This window comes from Methylobacterium sp. Leaf100, assembly GCF_001422845.1.
Classification (GTDB): Bacteria; Pseudomonadota; Alphaproteobacteria; order Rhizobiales; family Beijerinckiaceae; genus Methylobacterium.
On record NZ_LMMW01000003.1, the window covers coordinates 1 to 26,474 of the forward strand.

A 26,474-nucleotide genomic window follows, 5' to 3' on the forward strand; every position below is an offset into this window, starting at 1 on the left:
ACCGAAAGCCAAAACCCTTCGTCTGGACCAAACCCGCCGCCGCTATCTTCGACGCCCTCAACCGAGCCCCTGAACCATCTGTCTGAGTCAGTGCACTAGCACTAGGCCGATGCGCGAGTTCGCCAAGCCCCTATCGATAGCGCGCATCAATGGCACGCCAAGACTTATATCCTTTTCGCTGAACCAAACTTTAACCCCCCGTGCCTCAAGTAAATCATGCAGTTCTTTAGCCGGACCGTTCCGGTCATCCCACGCGTGACAAAGAAAGACGTCGCGGAGATCGAGAGCTGCTTGTTTTTCCACGCTATCGCGGATCGGTGAAAGCGCCTGCATCTGGACAGGGGTGTAAGTGACGGTGGAGCCGAATCGCGACCACCGTGGCCTTGTACTGCTGGATCCGCCACCACTACGCGCCCCCCCCGCTGATTCCCGACGGTGCATAGGATGGAGAGTAGGACGGCGGCGAATACGACCCGTAGCTGCTACTTGAGCGGCCAAAGCGACCGCGTCCACGACATGCAGGGCACGCTGCCGCCGCAGATGCGGAGCGATGACCCTCTTTTGGTGCTGTGCATCTAGCCATGACGCCATTATTGGTTGTGTTACCTTCTTACGGGAAGAGGCATCACTTATCTGGCTTCATTTTCTGTGGATAACTTATTCTTCCTAACAAACTATCGGGAGGCTTCATACACAACCAAATGTTGATGATGATCGAAAACCCGTCCCGGAATTGCTTAAACTGCTAGTTTCCACATAAGCATAATTATCTAGCGTCGGCCGCAAACAAAAGATACTCCAATTAGATCAGTAATACCAATATAAATCTATATTATAATACTAATATAAAAGTAATGAGATCAATAGCCGATCTCATCAACCCACCGTTTTAATACGTTCATTTGATGCCCCCTGCCGTAGCCACTTGCAACTGTAACCTCTTCGTGACCAAGCAACTCGTATTGTACCTCCAAAGGACATCCGGCAGCTCTGAGTTTGTCTTTCGCCCTGTGTCGCAATGAATGGATAACCTTGGATGGATCACCTGTTCCTTTAGAACGATCGTAACTAATACCTAACTTCCTTAGAAAATACCGTATCCTCTTTCCGGCAGTTTCCGCATTACCTTCAAATAAAGGCTTGGTTATCGAACTTTGAGCGAATGAAAGGACAGACTCGGGTATGGGAACACGCCTTAAGCTACTTTGTGTTTTCTTTCCTACTATTACATATCGAATACCATTTTCAATCTTATCATTTGTAATATGGAAAGGCTCGTCCAATCTCATACCAGTAGTAGCTAGCCAAACCCACAGATGCTGATCGGACACCCTAAGCAAATCAAATGATGCACGAACACAATTCATATCGCTATCATCGAGTGGAACCCGACGAAGACTATCATCAATTGATGGAACAACATCCTCAAAAGGATTGATTGCTATCTTACCTTCTTGTTTAGCTATATTAAAAGCAGCCCTCAGGTGGCCAATCTTCTTCTTAGCAGTCTTGCTAGTCAAACCTTGAGCGATTAACTCCTGAGCGAGCAGCCGTCCATCGGCTCGAGTGAGCTTTTCGTAAGGCTTGTCTTGTGTCAACCGTACCAATAAACTCCATGCCTGCTCAGCATCACTTCTGACGTACTTTGTTATGCTTCGATGGTCGAACCATGTCTTCAAGATGGAGAACCCATTGCGAGCAGGCCGGGAGACCGTAAGATAACTATCAAGTATCTTTATGTCGTCCTCAGATCGAATTATAGGTTCATGCATTACAATGTTTCTATTCGGTCTTTGCTCCGTCATTCTACCGGACGAGTCAAGGAATATTAGCTCAGTTTCGGATGCATATACGCTTGTCCCATCATCGAGACCGTGCAACTTACCGGCTTCGAATTCTTTTTGGAGAGTATAGTTGCTTTTCAAAGCGTTCTGCTTATTCCAGAACCGAAGCCTTCAATGCTCGAGTATTCTTTCATTCGCTCGGATAAGAGCAAGATCGCGATCCGGCGTCTTGAGTGAACACTCATATTTCTTATGGAATACGCCGTTAACACTCGTATTCTGCAACCTCAGCCACCAGTTCGCTGAGCCCTTCCGCTTAAACAGGTAATCGCCCTTGCGAGACATGTCGGTCCTATAGCGACATCGGATAGCGACATTCGATTAGCGGCAGTTATAGCGACAGTCCATATCAAAGATATCAATCAGTTAGGGATGTGTCTTACGTGTGGTGCAGATTCCCGCCGTCCGCACCATTTCGTAGACATCGTGACAGCCACTCTGGGAAGCCAGGCTGACGCAGGTCGCGGGACGATGACGTCCGACGATCCTTGTTTAGACGGAGACCTCAGGGTCGTACGAGCGTCGAGACTCGAAGTCGATCCGTGTTCGTTGTACGGGCGGCGCGACGACATTCCACGCATCGCGCGTCGGGAACATGCGCGGGGTGTCGGGTGGACGAACGGGCGTCGTCGGGGCGGTCGACCACCTCAGCGACGCCTGCGGTCCGCATAGACCAGCGCGGCGATCATCCCGACGACGGCGACGCTCGCCAGGACCGTGGAGATCCTCGGTGCGGGGCTGTGCGCTGCGGGGGAGCCGGAAGTCCGCGCCGGGCCGCTCGCTTGTCCGAGGGCCCATCGCAGTGAACGCCGCAAATCCCCTGCCGCGTCGTGGCGGAACCACTGCCCGTGCGCGAAGATCACCCGGTCCGGTTCGAAGGCCACGAGCCGCTGGGCGGCCCGCGCCACCGCGCGGCGGTTCGCGCCGAGAAGCAGCCTGAGGTAGAGCGGCGCCCGGCCATCCGGCGCCACGATCCCCAGGGCATGGGCGAGGGGGCGCACCGGGATCGGGAGTAGATCGGCCTCCAGGTTGATCACGAGGTCGGTCAGAAGCAGCGTCCGGCTCGGACGGTGGAACAAGCAGATCTCCCGGAACACCGGCCCGGCGACCAGGACCTGGTCGATTTCGCCCGCCCAGACGCGGGGTGGGATGTTCGACAGATCGGCATCGATCCGGACGCCGGAGCGGCGAACCTGGCCCCGGTCCCGGAGGCCGGGCACTGCCCAGGTGACGGCGTTGGGGCACGCCGCCTGCCAGTTTTGAAGGAACATCCAGTGGCCGACGCTCGGGGCGACGAGATGTCCGATGCGCCCGAGCCGTTCCAAGGCGCGCTGGAGGAGCGGATCGTGGGGAACCGGCGAATGCAGCAGCAGCTCACCGCCTGCGAGGCGCAGCACCGTCATGCGGATCGGCAGCGGCATGCCCCCCGGATGGACGGGCGGCGCGTCGACGATCCAGACGCCTTCGGCGACCTGTTTGGGCGTGTTCAGCGGCGGATAGCTGATTTCGTGCGCCACGCGTCAAGACTCCCGTCGACGTTCCCGGTCTTGAAGAAACGTGGGCTCGCGCCGATGGCTCCGCCAAGCGGCGAAACCCGGCAACGAAACCCGGTCAGGGAACGCGCCCGAGGCTCGGTATGCGGGCGATCACGGCGCGATACAGGCCCGTGCGCGCCCGCAGGAACGGCCGGCTGTGCGCGATCATCAGGAAGATCGCGTGCGGGTTCGTGGTGACGTAGCGCCAGAAAAGCCGCGACGGCTCCTCCTTGATTCGCCAGAGCCATTCCAAGCTCCAGCGCTGCATCCAGTGTGGCGCGCGCGTGCGGCTCCCCGACAGGAAGTTGAACAGCCCCCCGGAGGTCTTGATCATCCCGACATGGATGAGCAGCGGGCTGAACTCGTAGACGAAAAGCTGCTCGCGCGGCACCCCGAGGGCGAGCCAGAGGATGTCCGGCCTGAGGGCGTCGATCTCGCGGACCTTGTCGCGGAGCGCTTCGCCATGGAGATACCCGTGCGAATGTCCGACGATGCGGATGCCGGGATGGCGACGCCGGACGTTCTCGACGGCGCGTTGGTTCTCAGCCTCGCTCGATCCGAACAGGTAGAAGGTCAGGTTCCGGCGGATCGCGCCCACGGCGACGCTGTGGAAGAGATCCGTCGTCGCCACCCGCTCCGGGAGGGCATGCGTCCCGATGAAGCGGGACGCCACCACCATGGGCTGGCCGTCGGCATTGATGAGATCGGCCTGCGCCATGATGCGGGCGAAGTCGCGATCCCGGGCGAAGCGCGACAGGACCTCGCCGTTGGCCGAGGTCAGAAAAAGCGGAAGGTTCGGGCGCGGGCGTCCCTCGGCGGCGGTGAGCATCAGCTCGGCCGTTTCCGCCATGCTGAGGACGGCGATCGGCATGCCGCCCAGGGGGGTCGTCTGCACCACTTTCATGGGATCCGTCGCCAGATCCGGTGATGGGTCGTCGGACAAACCGGGGGCCGGGCCGGTTGCGTACTGTGCCACGGGATCGGTTCTCACGGGTGACCTCCGACCGCGGCGGACAGCCGCTTCGTACCGGTGTCGGTGATCGCCCGCGCCGTCGGCGGACGCTGCCGCGCGACCGTGATCGCGTCGAGGGTACCCGGTTCGGCCTCGGCGGGCGGGCGCATCTCGCCCTTCAGCCAATCTCCCCCGAGGGTGAGGGCGACGCCGACGAGAAGCCCCGCGACGAGCCCGAACAGCGCGAGGGTGATGGCCGGCGGCGGATAGCTTCGGTAGATCGGCTTGACGGCCTGCGTGATCACGCGGGCATTGCCGACATCGAGGCGGGCCTGCTGGCCGATTTCCCGCGCGCGCAGCAGGAATGCCTCGTAGACCGCGCGGCTGGCTTCGACCTCGCGGTCGAGTTCGCGCAGCCGGATCGATGCCTGGGCGAGGCCCACGGTGTTGCCCTTGGCCGCATCGAAGCTCCTCTCCAAGGCGGTCACCGTCGCGAGGGCGCGGGCGAGATCGGTGCGGGCGGCCTGTCCGTATCGCGTGATCTCCTGTTCGATGAGCTGGCGCGACAGCCGGATCTGCGAGGCGATGGAGGTGACCTGGGGGTGACGGGGCCCGAGGTCGTTGGCGAGTTCGGCCTGCTTGCGCGAGAGTTCGGCATACTGGGCACGCAGGGCGGCGATGGCCGGGGAGGCGAGGGCGGCTTCCGTCGCGCCAGCGTCGATGCGGGCTTCCTTCATGCGCTGGACCCCGTCGACGCGGGCCTGGGCGTCGGCGGCGCGCACGCGGGCTCCGGCGAGCTGGGCGTTGAGCTGCGTCAGCTGCTGGTCGGTCACCAGCACGTCGCGGGTGCCGATCAGGCCGTTCTCGGCCTTGTAGGCCTGGACCCGGCTCTCGGCCCGGTTGACGTCCTCGCGCAGCTCCACGAGCCGGGCCGAGAGGCCGGCGGTGGCGCGGTTGGCCGCCTCGGCCCGGTTCGCGGCGCCTACGGCCAAGTAGGACTCGACCACGGCGTTCGCGATCAGGGCCGCCTTGGCGGCCTCGCGCGACGTGGCCTCGACGTCGACGATGAAGGTCTTGCCGGTGCGACGCACGGCGATGCGCTTCGTCAGGGCAGCGAGGGCGGGCGTGGCCCCGGTCTCCGCTTCCGGAGGGAGCGGGGAAGACAGCCCGAGGCCCTCGATCAGAGATCCGAACAAGCCGGGTGCCTTGCTGGTCCCACCGAATTCGGGATCGTTGTCGAGATCGAGCTTCTCGACGACACGGCCGAGCACGCTGCTCGACGTGATCACCTGTGCCTGGCTCTCGACGATGGTGAGGAGCCCGGCGGAATCCTGCCCGACCGTCGTCAATTCCTTGTCCAAGAGGCGCAGTTCGCGCGGGTCGATGTAGATCTGCGCCACCGCGGTGAAGCGGGGCGTCGCCGCCTTGCCGACCGCGAAGGCGAGCAGGGCGCAGACCAGAGCGCAGCCGGCGATCGCCAACGCCCTCCGGCGCAGCAGGGCGTAGACGTGACGGACGGACAACGGACGGCCACCTGCGTTGCCGGCTTGGCTTCGCAGCGCAGGCCGGCGGTCGCTCGGATGATCTTCGTCGTAGACCAGCATCGAAGGGCTCCGTCGAGACCGGCCGCGGAACATGTCCCGCACCGGATTGCCGGTGTCATTCCCGGACCGATCCGACCCATTCCGGGACGGAAGCCGTTCTCGGGGGATGTCTCACCGAAGAGGTCGCAACCGGCGCACCATCGGATGGAAAGGAGGGCGGCCGGCCCGACCATCGTACCTCGGCCCGGTTAACGGGTCGGGTGCGTGGGGCGCGGGGATCGGTCGGCGGGCGAAGGGGCGGGGAGGGCGCGGCGCAAGCCCTCCGCGACGGTGACGCAGGGGATGCCGCGAGCCGCGGCGAGGCGCAGGGCCGCCGAGAGGAGGCCCGGCGTGCATCCGTAGGGACTGGGACGGTCGACGACGTCGTGTCCGTAGAAGATCAGCCAGGCACGGCGGGCCAGAGCCGCATCCATCAACCCGGCGATCCGCGCCGGATCGGTCCAGACCTCCATGAGCGGGTTCGCGCGCAGGAACTGCAGGTCCGTGCGACCGACGTTGAGGCCCGGCACGATGCCCCGGCTCGAGCGGTAGAGGCCCGCCAGGGTACGCTTGGCCGTCACCGATCCGAATCCGTAGGGGAACGCGAAGCTCTCCAGGGGCAGGCCCGGCACGGTGGCCCGCAGCCGATCGCGGTTGCGGCGGGATTCGGCGACGAGCGCGGCTCGGTCCAGGCCCGGCACGAAGGCGTGACCGTAGGTGTGGCTGCCGATCTCATGGCCGTTCGTGTGCAAAGCCGCGATCTCGGCGTCGTCCGCCACGGTCCAGTACCGGTCGCGCTGGCCGATCAGCCCGCCCGAGATGTAGTAGGTGCCCTTGGCGCCATGGTCGTCGAGCATCGCCGCCCCGGTGGTGCAGGCGCAGGTCGGGGCGTCGTCGAAGGTGAAGCTCACCAGCGGTGTATCTGGGGCGACCAGGGCCGGGGCCGTCCGCAGATGCCGTGCGAGGCGCTGCTGCAGACGCGTGCGCACGCTGGCGACGGGTTCGACGGTCCCATCGGGCAGAACCGAAAGCATGGCGCTAGACCGCCGCATGCGGACCGCCCTGCCTGCGCAGGACGAAATCGTCATCGCCGTATCGCGCATTCGTCGGATTCAGGATTTCGGTATCGAAGGAGAGGTCACAGGCGGCAAGTCGTGCTTCGCCTGCCGCCGCCATGATTTGATTCACCGTCCCCTCCGTCGTCGTACAAAGCCTGCCCTGGAATGGGACGACTCCAGGGCCGCCGCGTCCCCTTCCGGACAGATGCCCCACCGTCATTCTTTCCAATGGGGTAGTCATACCCTAAAGGTGCCCAACGGGATTATGCACGACTCGTGGGATAGTTTTACAACTCTCTTTTCTCTGTGACTGATTCAGGGATATTTTACTCACACTTCTACGCTGTTATGCTTAATATCGTTCTGTTTTTCCGTCGCCTCGGCATAGAACGTACTCAGTGCCGCTCGAATCGTCGCAACCGGTGTCGAGCCGAACGACTGTATACAGAACGCCCGCTCGCGCGGGGTCGAAGTCCGCAGCATTGCGAGGATGTCGGGAAGGCTCAGTTCATCGGCTTCCCAGTGGGTCCGCGTGAAACTCTCGTGCGTGACCGCGTGGCGCGATCCGGCGATGGCCGACGCCGCGACGAAGGCGCCGTAGATCATGTACTCCGAGAAATCCCGGTCCCGGCACATGGCCGCCACCCAATCGCGGCGCGACACCGTCTCGATCCGGGCGGTCATGTCCCGAACGGTGGCCTGATCCCAGACGATGATCTGATCGATGTAGTCGTCGGCGGGCAAGGCGGGCACCGGCGTCGCCAGGAGGCGGGCGGCGGTGGCGACCCACAGCTTGTGCCGCGGCCGATTCTCCGTAACTCCGCCTGCATGGACATGGAACGGCGTCGGGTTCGGATGCGCGATCCGGCCGAGGTCGAAATCCTTGAAGAAGCAGACATCGGAATCGATGATGCAGAAGCGTGCCTCAGGGAGCGAGCGTGCGGCCTCGATCTTCACGAATTGTTGGACGTGCCAGCCACTGACCGGCCGACCGTGGAGGGACCACCAGTAGCGGCGCCCGCGCCAGCGCAGGCCGAAGATCGGCCGCAGCCAGGAGGGCATGAACTGCGATTTGGGCAGGATCTGCCGATCGGCGCGGGCACAGGGCGCGAAGAGCTGCAGGTCCTCGTCATCGACGATGACGTAGTGCCGGCCGCGTCTCGGCATATGACGGTCGATGCTGTCGAAGAGCACGGTGCAGCGATCGAGATCCCCGCGGTGGCTGATGGTGATCAAGCCGACCGATTCGGGCCGTCCGGGAATGGCGACTTCGCCTTGGTCGCGCATATGTGCCTCCGTCGAACCCGCCCTGCAACCTCGGGCTGGCCCCGTCTCGGAGACCGGGGGCCTCCTGCTCGCGATCATCATGCGGCGTTCCGAGTCAACAAGCCGTACACGGCGAGGAACGAGAGCCCGTAAATCAGCGCGGAGGCCGCATTCAGCCCCAGGGTCCAGGATTCGGGGGCCGGGAACAGGGTGATGAGGGCCGCAACAGAGAGGGCCTTGATCAGCACGAGGGTGCCGGTGATGGCCGCGCGCAGGCCGAGATTGCCGAAGCCGAACAGCAGTTCGCTGTGGAACTCAAGAAGGTTGCGCACCGCCGGTACCACGAGGACGACCGTGAGCATTCCGTAGGCGGCCGAGACGTTGGTCCCGAGAATGTTCGGCCAGATCGACAATAGGGCGATGAGGGCGAGGAGGCCGCCGGTGGAAATGCCGGCGATCACCACCTCGATCCGCATGCTCTCCCGCAGCAGGGCCTTGGTGACCCGACCGGCCTGAATGAGCTTGCGCGAGTACATCATGTACATCGGACGCAGCGGCACCGCGGTGAGATCGATGAGCCGGATGGTGATGGCGTAGATGCCGGCCATGCGCTCGCCCGCCAGGGACAGGATGATGATCTTGTCGATCTCGCCCTGGGAGAGGAACAGGAAGTGCGACAGGGTATAGTACAGCCCGTCGCGGAGCTTGCCCCGCACCAGCTTGGGCCGCAGGCGCATCCGGACGCGCGGATGGAAAACCACCACCAGCACGACGACGGCGACGAGGTTGCCGACGAGATAGTACAGGCTCCACCTCTCGGCATCGCCGCCGCCCATGGCCCAGAACGCCACCGCCGCGGCGGCGCGAAAGCCGACCGGCAGGGACACCAGGGTCGAGGCGGCCCCGAATCGGCCCAGACCGCTGTTGACCTGGACGAGGAGCTCGATCTCGCGCCACAGGGCGATCTCGACCACGATGATCGCGAGATAGCCCGGCAGCGCGATCACCTCGCGGAAGAGCACGAGGTAGAGCAGGCCCGCCAGCGCCAGCATGATCGGCAGGGCGAGGGCGGAGCAGGCGTAATAGGCGGCGAGATAGCCGCCGAGGGACGAACGCCGGCGGGCCGCCGCGCGCATCACCGCGGATTGGAAACCGAAGCCGGCGAGGCATCCAATCAGAACGCCCGCCGCCGAGACGGTGGCAAACACCCCCATGTCGGCGAGACTGAGGGTGTTGGCGAGCAGGAAGAAGTACAGCACCTGCAGGACGAGGCGGCCGCCGGATCCCGCCAGCAGCTGGAAGTAGCCGAGAACGGCACCCCGGTGCGTCGCGAACCGGGACAGTGCGCGACGTCCAGATCCGGGACCCTGCCCCGGAATGGGATTTTGTCCCGGGATGGGACGGCCAGGCGGTACGGCGGGCCCGGCCAGTGTCGGATTGTGAGACAGGGTGGCGGTCATGGGCCGGATGTCCGCAGGCGCCGTGCCAGGATATCTCTGCTCCGATCGAGCGCGTGCCGGGTACCGCGGGGAGGGGTGGCCGCCCCGGCTCGACATTCCCCGCCTGATTTCCCCCGCCTGATTTCCCCCGCCTGAATTCCCCGGCACGACGTCTCGGACCCGAACTTGCAGCTCCGTGGGCTTGGAAGCCACCGAGGTTTCACGATGACACAGTTCCGTCCCACACGGCGGACGATGATCGCTGGCGCATTGGCCGGATCGGGCCTGCTCGCCCGCGATCCGTCGGCCCGCGCGGCCCCGGGGGGGCCAGCCCGCATCGAATCGGTGCGCGCCACCTACGGGGCCGCCGTACGGGGCGATGCGCTGGCGAACGACCCGGCCTATGCCCAGGCCCTCGCCGAGCGGTGCCGCCTGATCGTGCCGGAAGGCAGCTTGAAATGGCCGGTGATCCGACCGAACCGCGAGACCTTCGACTTCGCCGATGCCGACCGCATCGCGGCGTTCGCGAGCCGCCTCGGCATCGGACTGCGCGGACACACCCTCGCCTGGTACGGCGCCATGCCGGCGTGGACCGACGCGATCACCTCCCGGGCCGAAGCCGAGCGGGTGCTGACGCAGCACATCGAGCGGGTGGTCTCGCGCTACGCCGGACTGATCACCTCCTGGGACGTGGTGAACGAGGCGGTTCCGGACGACCCCGCCGCGGCCGGCGACCTGCGCCCCTTCGTCTGGAGCAACACTTTGGGGGCGGATTACATCCCCATCGCGTTCCGCGCCGCCGCCGCGGCCGATCCGGCCGCCCGCCTCGTCCTCAACGAGTACGATCTTGAATACGTCGGGGCGCGCTTCGAGAGCCGGCGCGCCGCCCTGCTGCGAATCGCGCGCCGCCTGGTCGAGTCCGGCGTGCCGCTCCACGCCATCGGTCTCCAGGCGCACCTCTTCGCCGATCGCCGGATCGACCGGGACGGACTGCAAGCTTTTCTTCGTGAGATCCGTGCCATGAACCTCGATGTTCTCGTGACGGAGCTCGACGTGATCGACGCCAGCCTTCCCGGCGACGTGGAAACCCGCGACCGGCGCGTGGCCGAGACGGCCCGGACGTTCCTCGCCGCGGTGCACGAGGTCGTGCCGCCGAGCGCGATCCTCACCTGGGGCATCAGCGACCGCTACACCTGGGTGCCGACCTACTTCACCCGGTCCGACGGATTGCCGAACCGGCCGCTCCCCCTCGACGCGAGCATGCGGCCGAAGCCCTTGATGGCCGTCCTCGAAGACTTCACCCGGAGTGCCGCGTGAGCCCGAACCGCTCCGTGGATGCCGCCATCGACATCGTCGTGTGCGTTCCGACCTTCCGTCGCCCGGACTGGCTCGCACGGACCCTCGATTCCCTGGTCGCGCAGACCACCCATCGCCCCTTCGCCGTCGTCGTCGTCGAGAACGACGCCGGGGCGCGGCAGGGGGCTGACGTGGCGGAGGCGTACTTCGCGTCCGGCCGCCTGCGCGGGCTCGCTCTGGTCGAACACGCGCAAGGCAATTGCCACGCGATCAACGCGGCCTTCGGCACCGCCCTCGGGGCCTACCCGACGGCCCGGTTCTTTCTGATGATCGACGACGACGAATGGGCCGAGCCGACCTGGCTCGAAGCCATGGTGGCGACCGCCGAGCGCACCGGCGCGGGCGTCGTCGGCGGTCCGGTCATGCCGCAGATCGCGCAGGGCGGCCCGCCCGCCCTCGCGCGCCATCCAGCCTTTCGCCCGGCCTTCGACACCAGCGGCCCGGTCCCTGTGATCTACGGCAGCGGCAACTGCCTGATCGCCCGCTCGACTTTCGTGCGGCTCGGGCTGCCGGCCTTCGACGTCGCCTACAATTTCCTCGGTGGCGGCGACACCGACTTCTTCATGCGGGCCCGGCGAGCCGGTATCCAATTCCAATGGGAGCAGGAGGCCGTGATCAGCGAGACCGTCCCCGTCGCCCGTACGACCTTGCGATGGCTCGCGGCGCGGGGCCTCCGAATCGGTGCGATCAACTACAGGATCGACCGCAAGCACAGGCTGGGCGGGATCGGAGGGGTCGTCATCGCGATGAAATCCGCGGTGATCCTGAGCCTTTCGGTGGGGCGTAGCCTTCGCATCCTCGCCAAGACCCGCCAGCTGACCTTCGCACTTCATCCCATTGCCGTTGCGGTGGGGCGATGCCTCGCCAGCATCGGCATCGAGCCTCAGCCCTATCGCGCGGCCACGCCCAAATGAACATTACGCGGCCCGCATTCGGCCAGCGTGACGCGTCCGAGGGGCGCCGCGGGAGCGACGCTCACCACGCCCGGGCCGATGCGGCCGTGCCCGGCGAGGCGGCGGTGTCGGCGTCCGACATGGCCAAGCACCTGCAAGAGCGCATCGCGAATCTCTCCGTGCCGCGCCTGCTCCGCCAAACGGTGTTCCTGGCGACGCTCCTGCTCGCCTGGATCACGCTGAAGCCGTTCGCGGACCTGTCGCGCCTCGACGCGGCGGACCTCGTGACCGGGCAGGAGACCGTCACCTACGCCACCTACGGCCTCCTGGCCCTCGCGGGCTTCCTGCTCGTGGTACGCGACCACGGCCGGGCACTGGCCTCGCTGGTCCTGCCGACGCACGTCGCCCTCGTCGGTTGGCTGGCCCTGAGCGTGATCCTGTCCCAGGATCCCACCACCTCGATGAAACGACTGGCGCTGACCGCGGCGGTGATGCTGCTGACCGCGAGCCTTCCGCTCCTGGCGCAGACCCGGGCGGAGTTCCGCACGCTCCTGGCCGTCGCGACCCTCGGCCTCCTCACGGTCTGCTACGTCGGATTGGTGGTCGCCCCCGATCTCGCGATCCACCAGCCGCGCGACCTCATGGAACCCGCCCTGGTCGGCAACTGGCGCGGCGCCTTCGGCCACAAGAACGCCGCGGCCGCCGTGATGGCGATGTTGCTGTTCGTCGGCCTCGCGGTGATGCGGACCGGAGGGCGCGTCTCCGGTTTCGCGATCCTCGGCCTTGCCTGCGTGTTCCTGGTGGGCTCGGAGGGCAAGAGCGCCTTCGCGCTCAGCCTCCTGGTGTTCGTGCTGACCGGGGCCTTCGCGGCGATTCGGAGCTTTCGCGGGCGCCTGCTGATCACGGTCGGACCGATCGTGCTGATGAACCTGTTCACCGTCGGGACGGTGATGAGCGATGCCATCGCGTCGATCGTTGGCGCATTGCCCATCGACGCGACCTTCACGGGCCGGACGGACATCTGGCGGTTCGTTATCGAGAGTATCGCTGCGCGCCCCATCGCCGGCCACGGCTTCGCGGCATTCTGGGGCACCCAGACCCTGCGCGACCTCTCGGACGACGGCGCCACCTGGGCCGGGTACGCCAGCCACAGCCACAACGGCTACCTCGACACCACCCTGACCCTCGGCGCCATCGGCCTCGTGCTTCTAGTGCTGGTCTTCGTGATCGGCCCGCTGCGCAACTATCACCGGCTGCAGACGGAAACCGGAAATGCCGGGCCGTTCGCCACGATGTTCCTGCAGATCTGGTTGTTCGGGCTGCTGCTCTCGACCATGGAGAGCTTCTTCTTCGATCGTGGCGACCCGATCTGGCTCATGTTCCTGTTCGCGGTGTTCGGGCTTCACTATCTGGCCCGCTTCCGAACGCGCCGGTGAACGCGGAGCCGGCGCCAGCCGGGTCCTTGGATATCAGGATCCCGCGATCCCAAGATTCCAACACGATACTAAGCCAGGCGTCTTCGCGGCCGGGCTCGTCGTAGGGCCCTGAGCGTCAGGTCTCAGACGCGCCGCGCCGCCGGCGGCCACGGTCCGGCATCCGCGCCCGCAGGCCGTCCGCCGCGTCCCGGAACCAGGCGGCGCGGTCGATCTCCGGCAATCGGGTCGGACGGGCGCGCGCCCCGAGCACCGCCTCCGCGTAGGCCTCCGCCGGCGCCCCGCGCGGGACAGGCAGGATCGCGCCCGCCGCGAGGAGTTCACGGTAGCGGGGATGATGATCGAACTCGTCGGCGCGCATCGGTGCCGTGACGACCACGGGCCGGCCGGCCTGGACGCAGGCGAGCACGCTGGCGCGCCGCGCCGTCAGCCCCTCGGGCAGGACGTACGCGAAGGCGTCGACGGTCTCGAACAGGCCGAACAGTTCCTCCGCCGAGGCGACGTAGCCCGAGACGACGACCGCGTCCTCCAGCCCGAGTGCGGCGACCTTGGCATCGAAGACGCCCTCGATGCCGTCCGAGGCCTTGATGAAGGATCCGATGAACACGAGGAGGGGGTCTTCGCCCCGCGCCGCGAGGGCCGCCGCGATGTCGAGCACCGCCTCTGGCTGCTTGCCCGGGTAGATCGACCCGAAATGGCCGAGGACGACGCGGCCCGCCCGCCGGGCGGCGAGGAGGCGCTGGCGCAGGGGGCTGTCGGCGATGCCGGCCGGGCGGCTCAGGTTCGGCGGCACCGGCATCAGGGCGGCGCGCCGCGCCAGGAACCCCACGAGGGGATCGGCGGCGAGCTCCTCGCGCACTTGCGGCGAGACGAGGAAGATCGTGTCGGACAGGAGCAGCAGCGGCCGGAGCACCAGGCGGCGCAGCCGGTGCAGTCCGGCCCATTCGTGCAGGATCGTGAGGCAGGCGCGCCGGCGCAGCTTGGCCAGGGCGTAGACCGCAAGGGGCCCGAACAAGGCCCGCTTCCAGGCGACGACGGGGAAATTCGCCACCACCGCATCCGCGCGGCCGATGGCGGCCCAGGTTTCGGCGAGCCGGAACTGGCGGGGCTCGATGGTCAGAGCGTTGTGCACGCCGGGCTCGGCCGCCCGCAGCGTGTCGAGGAGAAGCTGGCTGAAATCACCGATGCCGCAGGGCGGGTGTCCCGCTCCGAGCAGGTGCAGGCTCGCGACCGGTGTGGCCGACCGATGGGGCACAGGCTCGGACGACGCCGCGAAGGCACCGGCGGGCGACGGAGGCAGGGTCACGGATCGCTCGCGGTTGGGGGTTGGAACCGTGCCCGATGGGGCGGAGGCCGCATTCACGCGCCGAACAGCACGCGCTCGGTGTAGCTCAGGTCGCCGATCGGAACGGGGTGCGGCCCGCGGGCGTAGCGGGGTTCGCGCCCGTGAAGGTAGCGGCCGACCACGCCCGGCAGCGGCCCGTTGGCGTCGAGCATCACGAACAGGACGCCGTGCCGAAGCAACAGATACCGCCCGATCGCGCCGAGCCATGCCGCCAGCGTATCCGGCTCGGGCGCAAAGACGATCTGATAACACGCCAGGGTCGGGCTCGCGGACCAGCGTGGCACGGCCTTGATTCGATGCGGCTGCAGGACGACGGCCCGCGCCGTCGTGGCGTCGCGGCACACGAGGACGAGGGAGCCGTAGCCGGCATGGTCCAGTGCGAGTCCGCGCTCCCGGGGCGACAGGATTCCCGCATGGCCCTCGGAGAAGAGCTCCACCCGTTGCCCCCGCTGCGGGCGGCTCAGGCTGGGCACCGCCAGCAGCTGCCCGCGCACGAAGGCCCGGAAGCCGCGCGCCTCGTGGATCGCACGCGTGTGCACGGACGCGGAGATGTTGAGATAGGTCACGGACTTGTCCTGCATCGCCCGCCCGTCGAGGAGCGTCGCCGCCGCGCGGAACTTCGGATCGACGTACCAGCTCGACAGGTTGCAGCGCAGGTGGGAGCCGGTGGCATCGGCGATGCGCGTGTAGAGCGTCAGCAGCACGCCGACCGCCACCCCGTCGTGATCGAGGAGATACCCGTAGCGCGGAACCCCGTCCGGCACGCCCCGCGCGACGTGACGGGCGAGGCCGTCGCGCCAATACGCCTGCGGCCGTTCGGGAAAGCCGGCCGCGAGCAAACCGACCACGGTGTCGAGATCGGTTTCCTCGATGGGGCGGCAGCGCAGGGCTCCCGGACGCGGCGCCACCGGTACGGAACCCGCGCCCGGACCCGGCGCGGGTTCCGATTCCGGGGAGGACGAAGTCATGGCCGTGCTTCCTTTTTGAAAGGATCTGCCACGTTGGATGATCCTCCCTTAGAATACCGGTCGCTAACACTTGGTTAGGGCGGGCGTCGCGCCGATGGCGGCGTCACACCCGGCCAAGCCAACTGGGACGCCCCGGACCCGAAGGCAGCGCGGGACCGGTCCGGGCCCTTGGCGAAGCGGTTCGATCGGACGGAGACCCTGCCTATCGAAGGTTTGCGGCGGCCCCTATCGCCGATCGCGGCAAACTCTCCCGGCGCTCAAACCCGCGATCATTGAATTCGGACACCGCGCGGACGTGTCGGACCGTCACGAGCGGTCCGACGGTGCAGCCTTCGCGGAGGTGGCTTGAGGGGGGCAGCGAACTACCAGGGGGAATGCCGCATGGGCGGGGTCCGCAGCGCAACGCCGGCCACGATGGGATCGTGCGCGATCATGGGAGGCGTTGGCCGAGACCTGTTTACCTCATCGTCACCGGGATATCCTTGCGTGCCCAACCGAGTACCCAGGCCAAATTCCAAATATCCGGTGGAACGCCTGGAAAGCTGTCAGGATGCATCGGTGTGCATGTCGACGAAAAATCCCTGATCTTCTTCGATGAGAATGGGCAGGACATACGTTTCGATCACACGATCGGCGGCTTCGATGACTAGAAAAATCAAAACCGAGACCAACGAAGCAACGGATAGAACGATAAGAAGACAAACCAACGAAAAACTTGCTTTGATTCCCCAGGCATGAGCGCGGCTGTCCTGGTTCATTATTTCGGCACCTGCCACAGGAAATATTCGTCGCGTCGAAATGCTCACATTTTTATGCTCAAAACAATATCGCATTTAGAGGAATTTTCTACTTAGGCCAGGATACCCACAGCGCGCCATCGTACGCCTTTCGGTGAAGACTATACTTCCGGGCGTCAGCCTTGAAAGAAAAAACAAATATTAGTCATTGAGTGGACAAACACCGTGCAGGGTGGGCCAGACACGATCGTGTCTCAGTGCCATCAGGTTCGATAGGCGTTGTAAAGCGAACGTATTCGTACCCTTGCGTCAGACGCCTATTTGCATGACGGCTTGCGTTCCAGCGAACCCAACGGTCTGAGCACAGAGCCCGTCTACAGGACAACGTTCGCGCTGGATCGCACGACGCTCGCCACACCATTGTGTTCAGGTTGCAGTCCCGCGGCACTGCCTCTGCCGGTCGAACCCATCGACCCGCAACGAAAAAGGGCCGCCTCTCGGCGACCCCGTTCTTGTGCGGCGTGTGACGAGGCTCAGTAGCCGTAATAGCCACCGCCGCCGTAGCCGTAGGCCGGAGCGTAGCCATAGGCGGGGGCGTAGCCGTAACCGACCGCGCGCGGGCCGCCGTAGGAATACCCGCCATAGGCCGGGTAACCGTAGCCGCCGCCATACCCGCCGCCGTAGGCGCCCGCCGCAATGGCGCCTGCTGCGAGACCGGCGATGCCGAGGCCCACAGCCGCGCCGGTTCCGATGCCGCGCCGTCCGTAACCACGGCCGTAGCCGCCACCGTAGCGACCGTAGCCGCCGCCATATCCACGGCCATAACCGCCGCCGTGACCGTAACCGCCGTGACCGTAGCCACCACCGTAACCGTAGCCGCGGGCCTCTGCGGGGGCGGCGGCGAGGAGGCCGAGACCGAGGACGGCCGTCGAGGCGAGTGCGAGCTTGCGCATGCGAGAGTTCCCAGAGTTGTGAGGATTGATGCAACAACCCGCCAGACGCGAGACCGTTCCGTCCTGCCTGTGGCGCCGGATGGCGAAGCTGTGGGAGGCGGGTCCCGGAACACGCGCAGCGTTGACGCGAACCATCCGGCAGTGCACGGCGTTGGCACCCGTTCCGTGGGAAGGATCCAGCCGTGCCGCAATCCCGGCAGCCCCTGCAATCGTCCGCCCTGGCTGCGGCTTCGCTCGCGACCCTGCGGCGCGGCGACCAGTTGTTCGAGACAGAGCGCCGGCTGAATGCGGTGCTCAACAACGCCTCGGTGTCGATCTTCCTCATGGATGACCGCCAACACTGCGTCTACATGAACCGCGCCGCCGAGCAGCTGACCGGCTTCACCCTCGCCGAGGTGCTCGCGCGCGATTGCCCGCTCCACGACATCGTGCACCACACCTATCCGGACGGCCGGCCGTTCCCCCTCGCGGAATGCGCCATCGACCGGGCGTTCCCCCAGAACAACCACGAGCGGGGCGAGGAGGTGTTCGTCCACGCCGACGGGCATTTCTATCCCGTCGGCTTCACCGCCAGCCCGATCCGCGACGACTCGGCCAACATCATCGGCACCATCATTGAGGTGCGCGACATCAGCGAGGAGAAGGCGGCGGCCGAGCGCCAGCGCCTGCTCCTCAACGAGCTCAACCACCGGGTGAAGAACACCCTGGCAACGGTGCAGTCCATCGCCGCGCAGACGTTCCGGGGCCAGGCCGAGGTCGGCGCTCGCACGGTGTTCGACGCCCGGATGGCGGCCCTGTCCACGGCCCACAACGTCCTCGTGGCGGACAATTGGGAGAGCGCCAGCCTGCGCAGCGTGGTCACGCGCGCCCTGGCGCCCCATCTTCTCGCCGAGGTCGACGTTGACCGGTTTCGGATGGACGGGCCGGATGCCCGGCTTCATCCGAAGGTGGCGGTGACCCTGTCCATGGCCCTGCACGAACTGATGACCAATGCGGCGAAGTACGGCGCGCTGTCGGTTCCCGAGGGCCGCGTCCACGTCACCTGGTCCCTCGAACCCATGGCGGACGACCGACAACGACTCGACCTGCTGTGGGAGGAACAGGGCGGCCCCGAAGTCGCGGCCCCGACCCGCAAGGGCTTCGGCTCGCGGCTGATCGAGCGCCAATTGCCCCTGGAATTCGATGGGCGGGCCGAGATCGAGTATCGTGTTGCAGGGGTGGTGTGCAGGCTCGAAGTGCCCCTGACCGCGTTGGGGTGGATGGGACAGGACGTGATCACCGGGCAGACCGCCCCATGGCAGACCGCCCCATGACGGTGCTGAATGGACGCCGCGTCCTTCTGGTCGAGGACGAGAGCCTCGTCGCCATGCTGGCCGAGGACATGCTGATGGACCTCGGCTGCGAGGTCGTTCTCGCCATGCGCCTCGACAAGGCCCTGGCGCTCGCCCGCACCGAGACGTTCGATGCCGCCGTGCTCGACGTGAACCTCGGCGAGGCCCGGAGCTACCCCATCGCCGACGTGCTGTTCGAGCGCAGCCTGCCGTTCCTGTTCGCCACGGGCTACGGCACGCAGGGGCTGGAGCGGGCCTACCAGGGTGTCCCGGTCCTGCAGAAGCCCTACCAGCAGGGTCCGATGGAACACCTGCTGCATCGTCTGCTGATTTGCGGCGAGCTGGCACAGAAGGGGTCCGAGCCCTGCATGCGGCCCGGCTGCACCTGCCAGGCCTCCCTGCGCTCGCCGTCCGGCAAAGGGACGGGGTTCCAGGCCGACAGCCCGGCCTGAGCCCTCCCCGGCGGATGCGATCGCCAGCGGGGGCCCGACCGCTCGACTGCCCGCTGCTTCCCATGGTCGCCTGCCAACATCCTTGCGAACCGCTATGGTCCGGGGCCTGACCGCACGCGACGCCGAAGGGCGACGTCCCGCGCGTGCCACGCATGAGTGCCCCCATGAGTGCCACCCTCCTCGGGGTCACGACCCTCGCCTTCCTGTTCCCCGCCCCGGCGGAGCGGCCGGCCTTTCCCGATCCGCCGCGCGGAACCGGATGGGCCATCGCGGCGGTGGCGGTGTTCCTCGGCCTCGTGACCCTGGTGCCCCTCAGCCTCGCCTTGGCCGACAAGTGGGTGATGGACGCCCGGGCGGCCGAGTGCCGGGCGACGGGCGGCCGGATCGCCTACGTCTCAGCCGAGGGCCGTGCCCATCGCTGCGAACACCCGGACAAGTGACCGCCGATCCGCAGGCCGGGGCATCGCCCGTCGCCGTAAGGTGAGGCGCCGTCCTCACGCACGCACGGCTGCTTGGGTCTCGAACAGCGCGCGGTACCGGCCCTCCGGCTCATGGATCAGGTCATCGTGGGGGCCGTCCTCGACGATGCGGCCGCGGTCGAACACCAGGATGCGGTCGAGGGACCGGACCGTGGAGAGCCGGTGGGCGATGACGATGGCGGTGCGCCCGCGCATGAGCCGCTCCATCGCCTGCTGGATCAGGGCCTCCGATTCCGAATCGAGGCTCGAGGTCGCCTCGTCGAGGATGAGGATCGGCGCATCGGCCAGGAAGGCGCGGGCCAGCGCCACCCGCTGGCGCTCGCCGCCCGACAGCTTCACGCCGCGCTCGCCGACCAGGGTGCCGTAGCCCTTCGGCAACCGGGCGATGAAGTCGTGCGCGTTGGCGAGCCGCGCCGCCCGCTCGATGGCCTCGGCGGAAGCGCCCGGCCGCGCGTAGGCGATGTTCTCGGAAAGCGACCGGTGGAACAGCACCGGCTCCTGCGGCACGATGGCAATATTCTCGCGCAACGAGGTTTGGGTGACATCGGCGATGTCGATGCCGTCGATGCGGATCCGCCCGCCGGTGACGTCGTAGAGCCGCTGTACCAACTTGACGAAAGTGGTCTTGCCCGATCCCGAGCGCCCCACCAGACCGACCCGCTGTCCGGGGGGAATCGTCACCGAGAGGTCGCGGTAGAGCGGCGCGGCGTGCCCGGCATAGTGGAACGTCACCGCCTCGAACCGCAGCGCCCCGCCCGTCACCGAGAGCCCCGTCGCGCCGGGCCGGTCGGCGACGCCGTAGGGTTCTGAATCGAGGGCGACGAGTTCCTCCATCTCGTTCACCGCCCGCTGGAGGTGGTTGATGTGCTGGCCGATATCGCCGAGGTAGCCGTGCACCACGAAGTAGGTGGTGAGCACGTAGGCGACATCGCCGGGCGTGGCGGCCTTCGTCCACCACAGCCACAGGGCGACGCCCACGATGGCGGTGCGCAGGGCGAGCAGAAGGCCGAGTTGCGCGGTGACGCTCCAGGTCACCCGCATCCAGGTGCGGCGGGTGCGCTTGTGCCACTTGCCCAGGATGTGCGCGAGGCGCGCATCCTCGCGGCCCTCGGCGCCGAAGGCCTTCACCACGGCGTTGTTGCCGATGGCGTCGGACAGGGTGCCGCCGAGCCGGGTGTCCCAGCCGTTGGAGAGTTGCGCCGCCGGGGCGATCACCTTGGTGGCGAGGCCGATGGCGGTGCCGACATAGGCCAGGGTGCCGAGCCCGATGACCGCCCCCATGGCGGGCCAGTGCCAGCCGAGGAGCACCATGGTGCCGAGCAGCACCACCACGGAGGGCAGCAGGGCGAGGAGCAGGGTGTCGTTAAGCCCGTCGAGGGCCCACATCCCCCGCGAGATCTTGCGGACCGTCGAGCCGGAGAAGCTGTTGGCGTGCCAGTCCGTCGACAGGCGCTGGACCCGGTGGAAGCCGGCCCGCGCCACGTCCGCCATGGTGCCGAGGGTGAGCGGCACCACGAGGGCCCATGCGACGTGGCGCAGGCCGATATGGACCGCACCCAGGGCCGCCATGGCGGCGAAGGCCGGCAACGCCGCCGCGAGGGCCGCGTCGCGGTCGTCCCCCGCGAGGGCATCGACGAGGCGACCGGCATAGAGCGGCAGGAACACGTCCGCGAGGGTGCCACAGGTGATGGCCGCGACGAGGCCGGCGACGAGGCCGAGCCGCGCGCGCCATCGGCGGAACACGAAGGCGAGGACCGCCCGATAGGCGCTTTCGCGCTGGTTACGAACAGACATGGGAACCTCGCGACGCGGATCGCGCGTCGTTCCGGAGGCCGCGGCACGGTGCGAAACCGGCGGCGGACAAAAGGACAAAAGGATCAGAGAAGGGGCGACAGACGGAAGCGGGGCGCCCTCGGGCGCGCGGCTGACGTCAGATCTGGCAGCCGAAGCGGCGGGCGCCGGCACGGACGGGAATCGCTACGATACGCATGCGGCCTCCCTCGTCGGCGCGGGAACAATCGGGCGGTGGGTTGAGCATGGCGCGCAGTGATTCGCAAGCCAACCCGAAGGGGCGACACGCGGATGGAGGCAGGGTGCGTCCCTCACCACCGAGGGCTTCAGGCGGTATTGACGAGACCTTGGAGCAGCGTCCGGTTCGCCGCGACGAGATCCCATAGGATGCGGGTGTTGCGATCGTCGTTCGCGTCCATCCACGCGTCCACGGCCGTCAAGGCAGACGGCGTGCGCCAGTCGCGCATGCCGATCTCGTAGGCCTGCCGGAATTCAGGGTGTGCCGCGTCGGCCTTCAGGATCGCCAGCATCGCGTTCTGACACGGAAGGGGCGTGGCTTCGAAGTAGGTCCATACGCCGGAGCGGACGCCCTGGGCGAACCACGTGAGACGCTCGACGAGACCGAACGCGACCTCCGGCAAGCCGTAGGTCGGCGCCTCGGGATCGTAGCGGCTGCACCCGGCGAGAATGCCGGCGATCCAGACGAGATCCTCGTAGGCCGGCGCCGCGAGCATCCGATCCAGGGTCGCGGACGAGAGAATGATCGGCATGGTCTGCCTCGGCGAGGGTTTCTGCCTCAGCGAGGGTACTTGCCTGGATCGCGCCTCGGAACCCTGTCGTCGCGGACACGATGCTCGGTGCCAACCCGTCAGGGCGCCGGATTCGGGCCGACGAGCCCTTCGAGCAACCCCAGCGCGTCCCCCACGGCCAGACGCCGGATCTCGCCCCGGCCGAGATCGCCGTAGCGCCGCTCCAGATGACGCGTCGGTTCGCCCGTGAGGGCCAGCCCGAAATGCACCAGTCCCACGGGCTTGTCCGCGCTGCCGCCGCCCGGGCCGGCGATGCCGGTGATCGCCACCGCCACATCGGCGCGGGCATGGGCGAGGGCGCCCTCCGCCATGGCGCGGGCCGTCGCTTGGCTGACGGCGCCGTGGGCGGCGATCAGCGCGGCCGGCACGCCGAGGGATTCGGATTTGGCGTCATTGGAATAGGTGACGAAGCCGCGTTCCAGCACCGCCGAGGAGCCCGGCACGGCGGTGAGCAGGGCGGCGGCGAGGCCGCCGGTGCAGGATTCCGCCGTGGCGATTCTCCGCCCCGCCGCCGCGAAGGCGGCGACCAGCGCCTCCGCGCGGGCGAGCAGGGCGGTGTCTGCGATCAAGACCGACGCTCGGACGTCTCGGAGGCGGTGTCGAGATCGATCTCTGGCAGGCGCACGGTGGCGGCGGCCTGGGCGGCGAGGCCCTCGGCCCGGCCGACGAAGCCGAGCTTCTCCGTGGTCGTCGCCTTGATGGAGACGGAGGTCAGCGACACGCCAGCGATCTCGGCGATGCGGGCGCGGATGGCTTCGCGGTGGGCGCCGATGCGCGGGGCCTCGGCCAGCACGGTGATGTCGAGGTGATCGATCTTGCCGCCGCGCGCGCGGACGAGATCGCAGGCATGCGCCAGGAAGCGGTCCGAGGAGGCACCGCGCCACTGCTCGTCGGAGGGCGGGAAGTGAGTGCCGATGTCACCGTCCGCGATGGCGCCGAGCAGGGCGTCGGTGAGGGCGTGGAGCGCCACGTCGCCGTCCGAATGGGCGAGCACGCCCCGGTCGGCCGGGATCTTGATGCCGCCGAGCCAGACGTGATCGCCCTCCGTGAAGGCATGGACGTCGAAGCCGGTGCCGAGGCGGGTGAGGTAGGTGGTCATGCGGGCTCCAGGCTGAGCGGGTTTCGTGAAAGCGGCCGACGCACGTCTCGCCTCAAAGGGAGACGGGGCCGGAAAAGTCGCGGTCGGCGTCGATGAGGTCGGAAGGCTGGGTGATCTTGCGATTGCGCGGGTCGCCCTCGAACACCACCACGGGGAGACCGGCCCATTCGGCGAGCGCCCCGTCGTCGGTGAAGCCGTCGAGGTTCTCCGCGCGCGCGGCGCGATGCGCATCCAGCAGCAGGCGAAAGGCGAAGGCCTGGGGCGTCTGCACGGCGCGCAGGGTTTCGCGGGCCGGCGTCTCGACCACACGGCCGATCCCAGGCGCGATGGTCTCGACGCGCTTGATGGTGTCGGTGACGGCAAGGCCCGGCACGGCGGCGCCGTAGGCGCGCCCGGCCGCCAGGGCGCGGTCGATGAGGGCGGTGTCGACATGCGGGCGGGCGGCGTCGTGCACGAGGACGAGTTCCGGCGTCGCCCCCGTCGCCAGGGCTTCGAGCCCGGCGCGGACGGAGAGCTGGCGCGTGGCCCCGCCCGGTACCGGCGCCCGGAGTTTCTCGCGGTGGGCCGGGTCGAGATCGGCGACGCATTCGTGGTAGAACGCCTCCGCGTCGGCCGCGATGACGGGCTGGATGCAGGTGATAGACTCGTGCGCGGCGAGCGCCGCCAGGGTCCGGGTCAACACCGCCTGGCCGCCGACCCGGCGATACTGCTTGGGCACATCGCCGCCGATGCGGATGCCGCGGCCGGCCGCGACCACCACTGCCGCCGCCTCGAACGCGGTGCCGGCCATGAAAACGCTCCCACCATCGCGTTGCAAGGCCTTGCGGATTGTAAGGGCTTGAACGAGCCCAGCGTTTAAGCGGGGCATGGCGTGAAATCAAATCGCCGGGAGCGCTTGCGCCCGCCGCGGTTTTGACTATTCCTTGAGCACAATGATCCATGATGATTATTTGAGCGTTCTGCGCTCGCCCTCTTCCCCGTCGTCCGCCGTCCCCAGGTCCATCCCGGCGCTGGGCGGTTCCGGCCGGCCGGTGCCCGTCCTGCTGGCGCCGCTCTCGGGCGTCACCGACGTGCACATGCGCCGGATCGCCCGGGCCTGCGGTGCCAGCGCCGTGGTCTCCGAGATGGTGGCGGCGGCCGAGTTCGCGCGCGGCAGCGTCGAGGCCACCCTGCGGGCCGAGGGCGGGGGCATCGAGCCCCACGTCGTCCAGCTCGCCGGCTGCGCGCCCGAGCCCATGGGTTTGGCCGCGCGGATCGCCGAAGAGAACGGCGCCGACGCGATCGACATCAACATGGGCTGCCCGGCCAAGGTCGTGACGGGCGGCGCCTCCGGCTCTGCCCTCATGCGCGACCTCGACGGGGCCACACGCATCCTCGCCGCCGTGCGCGCCGCCGTGTCGATTCCGGTCACGGTGAAGATGCGCCTCGGCTGGGATCATGCCAGCCTCAACGCCGCCAGCCTCGCCCGGCGCGCCGAGGGGCTCGGGCTCAACGCCGTCACGGTCCACGGCCGCACCCGCCAGCAATTCTACAAGGGCAATGCCGATTGGGACGCCATCCGCAGCGTCGTCGAGGCGGTGTCGATCCCGGTCATCGCCAACGGCGACATCACCACCCTCGACGCGGCCCGGACCTGCCTCGCCCGCTCGGGTGCGGCCGGGGTGATGATCGGGCGCGCCGCCGTGGGCCGGCCCTGGCTCGTCGGCGAGATCGCGGCCGGGCTCGCGGGCCGGGCGGGCCCGACCCTGACGAACGCCCGCAAGGCCGCCTTCGCCATCGCCCATTACGAGGGGATCCTCGCCCTCTACGGCGTCCGCATGGGCGTGCGCCATGCCCGCAAGCACCTCGCCGCCTATGCCGAGGCCGGCGGCGGCCTGTCGGCGGACGGGCGCACGCGGCTCCTCACCACCACCGACCCCGCCGTGGTGATCGCCCTGCTGGCTTCGGCGTTCGACGGGGAAGCCCGCGGCGGGGCGACGACGGACGCGGCGATGGAGAAGGCGGCATGACGGGCCCTGACGAGTCCCGCGGCCCGACCGTCGCGGCCCCCACCAGCGAAGCGGTGATCAACGCCCTGCCGCTGCCGGTGCTCACCATCGGGGTCGACGACCGCATCCTCCACGTGAACCACGCCGGCGAATCGTTCTTCGACCATTCCGCCCGGCTGATGCAGCGCCGGCGTCTCGCCGACATCATCCCGTTCGCCTCGCCCATCTCGGCCCTCGTCACAGAGGTCCGCCGCCGCCGGGCCAGCGTCAGCGAGTACGGGGTCGAACTCGTGCATCCGCGCTCGGGGCAGGAGCGCAGCGTCGACGTGTTCGCGACGCCGCTCGGCGACGACGGCGAGGCCGTGGTGCTCATGCTGCAGGAGCGCACCATCGCCGACAAGATGAACCGCCAGCTCACCCACCGGGGGGCGGCCCGCTCCATGGTGGCGCTCGGCGCCATGCTGGCCCACGAGATCAAGAACCCGCTGGCCGGTATCCGGGGGGCGGCCCAGCTCCTTGAGCAATCGGCCGACGACGAGGACCGCCTCCTCACCCGACTCATCTGCGACGAGTCCGACCGGATCGTCCGCATCGTCGAGCGCATGGAGCTGTTCGGCGACGAGCGCCCGGTGGAGCGCGTCTCCGTCAACGTCCACGGCGTGCTCGATCAGGTGAAGCGCTCGGCCCAGTCGGGCTTCGCCCGCCACATCCGCTTCGTCGAGACCTACGATCCGTCGCTGCCGCCGGTGCTCGGCAACCGCGACCAGCTGATCCAGGTGATCCTCAACCTCGTGAAGAACGCCGCCGAGGCCATCGGCGCCGACACGGTGGACGGCGAGATCACCCTGTCGACGGCCTTCCGCACGGGCCTGCGCCTGCAGATCCCGGGCTCGCGCGAACGCGTCAGCCTGCCCATCGAGGTGGCGGTGCGCGACAACGGACCCGGCGTCACCGCCGATCTGCTGCCGGACCTGTTCGACCCGTTCGTGACCACGAAGGCGCAGGGGTCCGGCCTGGGACTTGCTTTGGTGGCCAAGATCGTCGGCGACCACGGCGGCATCGTCGAATGCGATCCCGCGCCGCGCCGCACCACCTTCCGCCTTCTCCTTCCCATGTCGAGCGCCCGTGACGGGCGCGAGTCGAGCGCGGAGCTGTAGAGTCGC

The 26,474-nt window shown here is 67.4% G+C and carries 24 protein-coding genes and 1 pseudogene; 8 read left to right on the forward strand and 17 right to left on the reverse strand.

Annotation, left to right across the window (positions count from 1 at the left end):
• Positions 1 to 87: 87 nt before the first annotated feature.
• From ASF25_RS23970 to ASF25_RS03720, 9 genes are all read right to left on the reverse strand, one after another.
• On the reverse strand, positions 88 to 591 hold the full coding sequence (locus ASF25_RS23970) for a toll/interleukin-1 receptor domain-containing protein (protein ID WP_348271321.1): 504 nt from the start codon (positions 589 to 591) through the stop codon (positions 88 to 90).
• Between the two features lie 269 nt (positions 592 to 860).
• The gene (locus ASF25_RS21755; protein WP_210168819.1) at positions 861 to 1,598 is read right to left on the reverse strand and encodes a tyrosine-type recombinase/integrase; all 738 of its coding nucleotides are present in this window, start codon (positions 1,596 to 1,598) and stop codon (positions 861 to 863) included.
• An 893-nt stretch (positions 1,599 to 2,491) separates the two neighbouring features.
• Positions 2,492 to 3,361: a DUF4336 domain-containing protein gene (locus tag ASF25_RS03695; protein ID WP_348271322.1), complete on the reverse strand. Its 870-nt coding sequence runs from the start codon at positions 3,359 to 3,361 to the stop codon at positions 2,492 to 2,494.
• 94 nt (positions 3,362 to 3,455) lie between these two features.
• Positions 3,456 to 4,283 carry a WecB/TagA/CpsF family glycosyltransferase gene (locus ASF25_RS03700; protein ID WP_082502467.1) on the reverse strand — a complete coding sequence of 276 codons (828 nt, stop codon included), beginning with the start codon at positions 4,281 to 4,283 and terminating at the stop codon, positions 3,456 to 3,458.
• Between the two features lie 83 nt (positions 4,284 to 4,366).
• Entirely contained in the window at positions 4,367 to 5,935 is a 1,569-nt protein-coding gene (locus tag ASF25_RS03705; protein WP_056303337.1) for a GumC family protein, read from the reverse strand.
• Between the two features lie 188 nt (positions 5,936 to 6,123).
• A complete protein-coding gene (locus ASF25_RS03710) occupies positions 6,124 to 6,948 on the reverse strand; it encodes a polysaccharide deacetylase family protein (protein WP_056303339.1) in 825 nt (274 codons plus the stop codon).
• A gap of 4 nt (positions 6,949 to 6,952) precedes the next feature.
• Entirely contained in the window at positions 6,953 to 7,102 is a 150-nt protein-coding gene (locus ASF25_RS23060; RefSeq protein WP_162238659.1) for a hypothetical protein, read from the reverse strand.
• A 200-nt stretch (positions 7,103 to 7,302) separates the two neighbouring features.
• Entirely contained in the window at positions 7,303 to 8,259 is a 957-nt protein-coding gene (locus ASF25_RS03715; RefSeq protein WP_056303341.1) for a DUF6492 family protein, read from the reverse strand.
• 77 nt (positions 8,260 to 8,336) lie between these two features.
• Positions 8,337 to 9,698 carry an oligosaccharide flippase family protein gene (locus tag ASF25_RS03720; RefSeq protein ID WP_056174568.1) on the reverse strand — a complete coding sequence of 454 codons (1,362 nt, stop codon included), beginning with the start codon at positions 9,696 to 9,698 and terminating at the stop codon, positions 8,337 to 8,339.
• 204 nt (positions 9,699 to 9,902) lie between these two features.
• Here ASF25_RS03720 and ASF25_RS03725 point away from each other — a divergent pair, with 204 nt between their 5' ends.
• Genes ASF25_RS03725 through ASF25_RS03735 form a run of 3 tightly spaced genes read left to right on the forward strand, consistent with a single transcriptional unit; the run spans position 9,903 to position 13,362 of the window.
• Positions 9,903 to 10,994: an endo-1,4-beta-xylanase gene (locus ASF25_RS03725; protein ID WP_056303343.1), complete on the forward strand. Its 1,092-nt coding sequence runs from the start codon at positions 9,903 to 9,905 to the stop codon at positions 10,992 to 10,994.
• Positions 10,991 to 11,947, forward strand: coding sequence for a glycosyltransferase (locus ASF25_RS03730; protein ID WP_244472886.1), 957 nt, complete (start codon positions 10,991 to 10,993; stop codon positions 11,945 to 11,947). The genes ASF25_RS03725 and ASF25_RS03730 overlap by 4 nt, the downstream gene beginning before the upstream one ends.
• Positions 11,944 to 13,362, forward strand: coding sequence for an O-antigen ligase (locus tag ASF25_RS03735; RefSeq protein ID WP_244472887.1), 1,419 nt, complete (start codon positions 11,944 to 11,946; stop codon positions 13,360 to 13,362). The genes ASF25_RS03730 and ASF25_RS03735 overlap by 4 nt, the downstream gene beginning before the upstream one ends.
• 115 nt (positions 13,363 to 13,477) lie before the next feature.
• Here ASF25_RS03735 and ASF25_RS03740 read toward each other — a convergent pair whose 3' ends face one another.
• The 4 genes from ASF25_RS03740 to ASF25_RS03750 form a co-directional block, all read right to left on the reverse strand.
• Positions 13,478 to 14,665 carry a glycosyltransferase gene (locus ASF25_RS03740; protein WP_082502470.1) on the reverse strand — a complete coding sequence of 396 codons (1,188 nt, stop codon included), beginning with the start codon at positions 14,663 to 14,665 and terminating at the stop codon, positions 13,478 to 13,480.
• A 53-nt stretch (positions 14,666 to 14,718) separates the two neighbouring features.
• Complete coding sequence (locus ASF25_RS03745; RefSeq protein ID WP_244472888.1) at positions 14,719 to 15,672, reverse strand: hypothetical protein; 954 nt, start codon at positions 15,670 to 15,672, stop codon at positions 14,719 to 14,721.
• 545 nt (positions 15,673 to 16,217) lie between these two features.
• Complete coding sequence (locus tag ASF25_RS22520; protein WP_156368852.1) at positions 16,218 to 16,430, reverse strand: hypothetical protein; 213 nt, start codon at positions 16,428 to 16,430, stop codon at positions 16,218 to 16,220.
• A gap of 512 nt (positions 16,431 to 16,942) precedes the next feature.
• Complete coding sequence (locus ASF25_RS03750; protein ID WP_056303344.1) at positions 16,943 to 17,362, reverse strand: hypothetical protein; 420 nt, start codon at positions 17,360 to 17,362, stop codon at positions 16,943 to 16,945.
• A gap of 182 nt (positions 17,363 to 17,544) precedes the next feature.
• Between ASF25_RS03750 and ASF25_RS03755 the strand changes: the two genes are divergently transcribed.
• The 3 genes from ASF25_RS03755 (at position 17,545) to ASF25_RS22525 (ending at position 19,585) form a co-directional block, all read left to right on the forward strand.
• The gene (locus ASF25_RS03755) at positions 17,545 to 18,675 is read left to right on the forward strand and encodes an HWE histidine kinase domain-containing protein (RefSeq protein ID WP_056303346.1); all 1,131 of its coding nucleotides are present in this window, start codon (positions 17,545 to 17,547) and stop codon (positions 18,673 to 18,675) included.
• Entirely contained in the window at positions 18,657 to 19,145 is a 489-nt protein-coding gene (locus ASF25_RS23485; RefSeq protein WP_244472889.1) for a response regulator, read from the forward strand. The genes ASF25_RS03755 and ASF25_RS23485 overlap by 19 nt, the downstream gene beginning before the upstream one ends.
• A 164-nt stretch (positions 19,146 to 19,309) precedes the next feature.
• The gene (locus ASF25_RS22525) at positions 19,310 to 19,585 is read left to right on the forward strand and encodes a hypothetical protein (RefSeq protein ID WP_156368853.1); all 276 of its coding nucleotides are present in this window, start codon (positions 19,310 to 19,312) and stop codon (positions 19,583 to 19,585) included.
• Between the two features lie 54 nt (positions 19,586 to 19,639).
• Here ASF25_RS22525 and ASF25_RS03770 read toward each other — a convergent pair whose 3' ends face one another.
• The 4 genes and pseudogenes from ASF25_RS03770 to ASF25_RS23490 all read right to left on the reverse strand — a co-directional run bounded on the left by ASF25_RS03770 (position 19,640) and on the right by ASF25_RS23490 (position 24,113).
• Positions 19,640 to 21,418: an ABC transporter ATP-binding protein gene (locus tag ASF25_RS03770; RefSeq protein WP_056303350.1), complete on the reverse strand. Its 1,779-nt coding sequence runs from the start codon at positions 21,416 to 21,418 to the stop codon at positions 19,640 to 19,642.
• A 323-nt stretch (positions 21,419 to 21,741) separates the two neighbouring features.
• Positions 21,742 to 22,185 carry a hypothetical protein gene (locus ASF25_RS03775; RefSeq protein ID WP_056303352.1) on the reverse strand — a complete coding sequence of 148 codons (444 nt, stop codon included), beginning with the start codon at positions 22,183 to 22,185 and terminating at the stop codon, positions 21,742 to 21,744.
• Positions 22,186 to 22,283: 98 nt separating this feature from the next.
• Positions 22,284 to 22,793 (reverse strand): CinA family protein, encoded by a 510-nt coding sequence (locus ASF25_RS03780; RefSeq protein ID WP_056303354.1) that lies wholly within the window; start codon positions 22,791 to 22,793, stop codon positions 22,284 to 22,286.
• Positions 22,790 to 24,113 (reverse strand): annotated as a pseudogene (locus ASF25_RS23490) (bifunctional 2-C-methyl-D-erythritol 4-phosphate cytidylyltransferase/2-C-methyl-D-erythritol 2,4-cyclodiphosphate synthase). Before ASF25_RS23490 ends, ASF25_RS03780 begins: the two are co-directional and overlap by 4 nt.
• Before the next feature lie 142 nt (positions 24,114 to 24,255).
• Between ASF25_RS23490 and dusB the strand changes: the two are divergent.
• Together dusB and ASF25_RS03800 are read left to right on the forward strand one after the other, a co-directional pair.
• Positions 24,256 to 25,332 (forward strand): tRNA dihydrouridine synthase DusB, encoded by a 1,077-nt coding sequence (gene dusB / locus ASF25_RS03795; RefSeq protein WP_056303360.1) that lies wholly within the window; start codon positions 24,256 to 24,258, stop codon positions 25,330 to 25,332.
• A complete protein-coding gene (locus ASF25_RS03800; RefSeq protein WP_056268354.1) occupies positions 25,329 to 26,468 on the forward strand; it encodes an ATP-binding protein in 1,140 nt (379 codons plus the stop codon). Before dusB ends, ASF25_RS03800 begins: the two co-directional genes overlap by 4 nt.
• Positions 26,469 to 26,474 lie beyond the last annotated feature (6 nt).

What these genes read in the sequence shown, in the direction of transcription:
- ASF25_RS23970 (WP_348271321.1), bottom strand. Translation starts at nt 591, where the DNA reads ATGGCGTCATGGCTAGATGCACAGCACCAAAAGAGGGTCATCGCTCCG.
- ASF25_RS03700 (WP_082502467.1), bottom strand. Translation starts at nt 4,283, where the DNA reads ATGAAAGTGGTGCAGACGACCCCCCTGGGCGGCATGCCGATCGCCGTC.
- ASF25_RS03705 (WP_056303337.1), bottom strand. Translation starts at nt 5,935, where the DNA reads ATGCTGGTCTACGACGAAGATCATCCGAGCGACCGCCGGCCTGCGCTG.
- ASF25_RS03710 (WP_056303339.1), bottom strand. Translation starts at nt 6,948, where the DNA reads ATGCTTTCGGTTCTGCCCGATGGGACCGTCGAACCCGTCGCCAGCGTG.
- ASF25_RS03715 (WP_056303341.1), bottom strand. Translation starts at nt 8,259, where the DNA reads ATGCGCGACCAAGGCGAAGTCGCCATTCCCGGACGGCCCGAATCGGTC.
- ASF25_RS03720 (WP_056174568.1), bottom strand. Translation starts at nt 9,698, where the DNA reads ATGACCGCCACCCTGTCTCACAATCCGACACTGGCCGGGCCCGCCGTA.
- ASF25_RS03725 (WP_056303343.1), top strand. Translation starts at nt 9,903, where the DNA reads ATGACACAGTTCCGTCCCACACGGCGGACGATGATCGCTGGCGCATTG.
- ASF25_RS03735 (WP_244472887.1), top strand. Translation starts at nt 11,944, where the DNA reads ATGAACATTACGCGGCCCGCATTCGGCCAGCGTGACGCGTCCGAGGGG.
- ASF25_RS03745 (WP_244472888.1), bottom strand. Translation starts at nt 15,672, where the DNA reads ATGACTTCGTCCTCCCCGGAATCGGAACCCGCGCCGGGTCCGGGCGCG.
- ASF25_RS22520 (WP_156368852.1), bottom strand. Translation starts at nt 16,430, where the DNA reads ATGAACCAGGACAGCCGCGCTCATGCCTGGGGAATCAAAGCAAGTTTT.
- ASF25_RS03750 (WP_056303344.1), bottom strand. Translation starts at nt 17,362, where the DNA reads ATGCGCAAGCTCGCACTCGCCTCGACGGCCGTCCTCGGTCTCGGCCTC.
- ASF25_RS23485 (WP_244472889.1), top strand. Translation starts at nt 18,657, where the DNA reads ATGGCAGACCGCCCCATGACGGTGCTGAATGGACGCCGCGTCCTTCTG.
- ASF25_RS22525 (WP_156368853.1), top strand. Translation starts at nt 19,310, where the DNA reads ATGAGTGCCACCCTCCTCGGGGTCACGACCCTCGCCTTCCTGTTCCCC.
- ASF25_RS03770 (WP_056303350.1), bottom strand. Translation starts at nt 21,418, where the DNA reads ATGTCTGTTCGTAACCAGCGCGAAAGCGCCTATCGGGCGGTCCTCGCC.
- ASF25_RS03775 (WP_056303352.1), bottom strand. Translation starts at nt 22,185, where the DNA reads ATGCCGATCATTCTCTCGTCCGCGACCCTGGATCGGATGCTCGCGGCG.
- dusB (WP_056303360.1), top strand. Translation starts at nt 24,256, where the DNA reads ATGATCCATGATGATTATTTGAGCGTTCTGCGCTCGCCCTCTTCCCCG.
- ASF25_RS03800 (WP_056268354.1), top strand. Translation starts at nt 25,329, where the DNA reads ATGACGGGCCCTGACGAGTCCCGCGGCCCGACCGTCGCGGCCCCCACC.